The sequence below is a fragment of the Paenalcaligenes sp. genome, assembly GCF_030152715.1.
GTDB classification, from domain to species: Bacteria; Pseudomonadota; Gammaproteobacteria; order Burkholderiales; family Burkholderiaceae_B; genus Paenalcaligenes; species Paenalcaligenes hermetiae.
Window position 1 is genome coordinate 1 of sequence record NZ_JASLIX010000084.1, and the last position, 4052, is coordinate 4052.

A 4052-nucleotide genomic window follows, 5' to 3' on the forward strand; every position below is an offset into this window, starting at 1 on the left:
TCTTTTGTTGTATCAGCTCGTCATTTCTTCTATTTTTAATCCCCCAAATCGCTCATAAAAATACGGTGCCGCATCGGGTGCATCGGGGTCTTCGGTGCGCAGGGTTGCTAAGATATGCGTCTGCGATGGCTGCGCTAAATAGCGGTAGAGTTGCTGACAAAGCTCATAGGCTTGCTTGCCTATCCAGTTTTTAGGTAGGAGCGCCAGCGGTAACTGTGGGTCATGCAGTTGAGCCCGTCTAAACTCATGAATTAAGAGGGTGCGTGTCACAAAAGCCTGTTCTGCATCCAGGGTGGGGGCTTGCTGTAGATGCGCTAACACCGGCTTAAAATGAGCAATAAAGCGTTGATAGCGCTCGACAATTTCTTCAAGCTGCCAGCAGTCTTTAATCAACGTGGACAAAGGTAGGCTATGAGATAAATCAGTATCTTGGATCTGAGTGACGTACACAGCCTGACTGCATTGCGCGTCCTCGATTAATTGATCCAGTGTACTCAGATCAGGGTTAGGATGAATAAAAGCAAAGGGGGATAACGCCCCAAAGCCTTCCCATAAAAGGGCTTTGCGTAAGTCTGCGCGTTGTTTGGTGCTAATGTCAGCAGAAATAAAAAACAACTGCGTCCACTTGCCATCCCACTCCAAATAGTTAGGGGTGTAGATGCGTTGGTGAGCTTTTTGAAAGCGGACAGAAGCCTGGGGTCGTAGGGTATACATGCTACGGCGCCCCTCGCGCTGCGCACTTAACCAACCTTCTTCTGCTAGGCGGTAGACACTGGTGCGAACCAAGCGGTCATTAATACCAAAAGGAGCGAGCAATCGAATCAGACTGCCTAGCCATAGGGCTCCGCCATGTGGGCGGATGACATCACCAAATAAGGTCATGACCAGTGATTTGGTGCGTGGAGGTTGGTGGCTTAAATAGTCTTGGCTCCACTGCTTTAAAAAAAGATCGGACATGGAATCGTTGTTCTCGTTTTAGGAATCGTATATATACTACAAAATTTTCTACATAGAGGGGTAAATTGTATCGTTATTTGTATAGATAAACTCAAACTAAGTAGAAGCCCTAGGGTTAGAGATAGGGGCTGGCTAACCAAATAATACGATTGATAAGTCGTTGCTTAAAAGGGATTTGAGCGAGTTTTTCTAGGCTGAGCGCTTCAGCTGAGTAGATCTCCTCATCAATCGCCTGCTCGATTTGTTGTGCGATATCACGACAATAAATTTCCACATCTAGCTCAAAATTTAGCCGTAAACTACGTGGATCCAGATTAGATGAACCCACATAGCTCCATTGGCCATCGATAGTGATCAGCTTAGAGTGGTTAAAAGACCCTGTTGCCATCCATACGTGGCACCCCGCTTCAATCACCTCGTTAATTTGCGCTAGCATAGCGCGACTGACAAGTTGCAAGTTATTTTTTTTAGGGATGACAATATCGACGCGTACTCCACGACGAGCGGCGGTATTGAGTGCCCCCATCAGTACTTGATCGGGTAAAAAGTAGGGGGATTGAATGCGTATGTGTCGTTGGGCAACAGCAAAGGCGCCTTGCAGCATCGAGTGAGTGCTGGCTAAAAATCGATCCGGCCCAGAGCGTACGCAACGCGCGGGAACCTGTGGCAAGGGAGTGTCCCAAGTACACGCACACCAAAAATCATAGTTTAAGGTTTCATTAGTGGTAAATTCCCAATCATGGGCAAAGGTGGACATCAGCTGCAGTACCACAGGCCCTTGAAAACTGAAATGGGTGTCTTTTGCTGGATTGTTATTGGTAAACTCACTGCAAAAACCCTCACGTATATTCATACCACCCGTAAAAGCAATACGTCCGTCAACGATGAGAACCTTGCGGTGACTGCGTAAGTTCGCATAAGGGCGTTTAAAAAAACTGAGCGGCAGCAAAGGGATAGACATAAACAGGGCACAAGTAATGCCGTGTTTACGCAGTAAGCGATGAACAGGGGGGTGGGAATAGCGTACGCCAATGGCATCAATCAGTACGCGTACGCTGACACCACGTTGTTTTGCTTTGACTAAGGCCTCAACAAACTGCTGACCGATACGGTCGTTGTCAAAAATGTAGCTTTGCAGGGCAATAGAGTGCTCGGCTTGGTGGATAGCGTCGAGCATGGCGGGGTAAGCCTCATCACCGCCTTGGAGCAGCTGGATGTGATTGCCACTGCGCAATTGAAAATAACTGATTTGATTCCCTAGTGTTTGCAGGGCTTCTAGATGTTCATCAAACTGTTGACGCAGGTTAGTGACCACCGGCGTATCATAGTTAATGTATTCTTTGATTTGCTTATCGCGCAGCTCGCTGATTTGCGTTTGGCGTACACGGTTGACGCCTGCAATGATATATAAGATAGAACCAGCAAAAGGAGATAAAAGAATGATCCCCACCCACCCAATAGCGGCGCGTACTTCTTTTTTATTCATGGCCGCATGAATAGCGGTGGGGATACTGATCACCAGACTTAGAATAAGAGCTATATGTGGCCAGTACTCTAGCCAGAAATCATGCAAAAGTTGAGACAAGTTAACCATCGCGTGGGCCAGAGGCTAAAGGACGTGTTTGAAGAGAGTGAATCCAGTTTGGGTTGGGGGAACCGCTGCAAGCAAACTGCTGGTGACGAGAGTTAGAGCGCCAGACGCCACCGCCTAGACTGGGTTCGGGTTTGACGCTGTACCAATACCAATCCCCGTTTTCGTCTTGAGCGCACCAATCCCAACCCGCTGGGGCTAATTGCCAATCCGGTGTGTTTGCCACAGTCATCCTATCGTATCCTTTTGTTAAACCAAAGACTACTATAAGGGTATTGGGCTAAAAAACAAAAAAGCCCGTATAAAATAATTATACGGGCTTTAAAATCTTGGGGTGATCGACGGGGCTCGAACCCGCGACAACCGGAATCACAATCCGGGACTCTACCAACTGAGCTACGATCACCATTATTTGCAAGTGTTGGGTAGTACCCCTTGCAAAGAAATATAACTATAACATAAAAAATAAAAAAATGCACCACTTGTGTTTTTGTTAAGCTACTATTTGGTGAGCAGCTTATGCATCACCCCTAGAGGAACACGTTTAACCCAAGGAGCATACCCATTATAGTAGGGCTCCCGAAGAGATAAAGGACATCGCTTATGGCTCAATATTTTGAAGTGCATCCTCAAAATCCTCAGGCTCGTCTTTTAGCACAAGCCGCGGATTTATTGGCTAAAGGTGGCTTGGTAGCTGTACCTACGGATTCGAGTTATGCCGTGGTAGCACGCTTAGATGACAAGGCCGCCGCCGAAAGCTTACGCCGGCTGCGGGGGCTTGATGAGCGTCATCATTTAACACTGGTTTGTCGAGACTTAGCGGAAATCAGCACGTTTGCGCGCGTAGATAATAGCCAGTACCGTTTATTAAAATTAGCGACCCCAGGCCCATGGACTTTTATTCTTGAGGCGACCAAAGAGGTACCTCGTCGTGTGTCACATCCCTCGCGTAAGACCATCGGGATCCGCGTACCTCAAAATCGGGTGCTGCTCGACTTAATCGATCAGGTGGGGGCCCCTTTGTTGTCTACCACTTTGATTCCAGAGGGCGAAGAGCAAGCACTCAATGATGCGCAAGACATTCTGGAGCGTTATGAGCACCAGCTTGCAGCGGTCATTGATGGGGGAGCGTGTCCTGCAGACTCAACAACAGTGATTGACTTAAGTAGCGGCCAGCCCGAAGTATTGCGTGTGGGCTTAGGCGATCCGAAAAAATTAGGTTTAGAATAGACCCCAACAACTTAATGCAATAAACATGGCGTAGAGCCGTATACAGTTTATCTATGGAAAGTTTTGTTCAAACACTGGCGGTCTACGCTATCCCTGTCTTATTTGGTATTACCTTACACGAAGCCGCGCATGGATATGTAGCGCGGTATTTTGGTGATCCAACGGCAGAGCAAGCAGGGCGAATTAGCCTAAATCCGACGCGTCATATCGACCCGGTTGGAACCATTGTGGTGCCTTTGTTCTTGTTGATTTCAACAAAATTACTTGGCGGGGC

5 protein-coding genes and 1 tRNA gene are annotated in these 4052 nt (G+C 47.6%); 2 read left to right on the forward strand and 4 right to left on the reverse strand.

Translation table 11 applies throughout. From position 1 onward, the window contains the following. Nucleotides 1-12: 12 nt before the first annotated feature. The 4 genes from paaX to Q1V74_RS06645 form a co-directional block, all read right to left on the reverse strand. Nucleotides 13-957, reverse strand: a complete 945-nt coding sequence (gene paaX, locus Q1V74_RS06630) for a phenylacetic acid degradation operon negative regulatory protein PaaX (RefSeq protein ID WP_300647597.1) — start codon at nucleotides 955-957, stop codon at nucleotides 13-15. 115 nt (nucleotides 958-1072) lie between these two features. Then, nucleotides 1073-2551, reverse strand: coding sequence for a phospholipase D-like domain-containing protein (locus tag Q1V74_RS06635; protein ID WP_300647598.1), 1479 nt, complete (start codon nucleotides 2549-2551; stop codon nucleotides 1073-1075). Then, the gene (locus Q1V74_RS06640; protein WP_300647599.1) at nucleotides 2544-2780 is read right to left on the reverse strand and encodes a hypothetical protein; all 237 of its coding nucleotides are present in this window, start codon (nucleotides 2778-2780) and stop codon (nucleotides 2544-2546) included. Before Q1V74_RS06640 ends, Q1V74_RS06635 begins: the two co-directional genes overlap by 8 nt. Before the next feature lie 98 nt (nucleotides 2781-2878). Continuing rightward, nucleotides 2879-2954 (reverse strand) — tRNA-His (locus Q1V74_RS06645). Between the two features lie 197 nt (nucleotides 2955-3151). On the opposite strand from Q1V74_RS06645, the gene Q1V74_RS06650 reads away from it, so the two are divergent. Continuing rightward, nucleotides 3152-3778: an L-threonylcarbamoyladenylate synthase gene (locus tag Q1V74_RS06650; RefSeq protein WP_260649148.1), complete on the forward strand. Its 627-nt coding sequence runs from the start codon at nucleotides 3152-3154 to the stop codon at nucleotides 3776-3778. Between the two features lie 53 nt (nucleotides 3779-3831). Then, a partial coding sequence (locus Q1V74_RS06655) for a site-2 protease family protein (protein ID WP_300647600.1) occupies nucleotides 3832-4052 on the forward strand: 221 nt, incomplete at its 3' end.

Coding starts and splice junctions, on each gene's coding strand:
- paaX (WP_300647597.1), bottom strand. CDS start 957: ATGTCCGATCTTTTTTTAAAGCAGTGGAGCCAAGACTATTTAAGCCAC.
- Q1V74_RS06640 (WP_300647599.1), bottom strand. CDS start 2,780: ATGACTGTGGCAAACACACCGGATTGGCAATTAGCCCCAGCGGGTTGG.
- Q1V74_RS06635 (WP_300647598.1), bottom strand. CDS start 2,551: ATGGTTAACTTGTCTCAACTTTTGCATGATTTCTGGCTAGAGTACTGG.
- Q1V74_RS06650 (WP_260649148.1), top strand. CDS start 3,152: ATGGCTCAATATTTTGAAGTGCATCCTCAAAATCCTCAGGCTCGTCTT.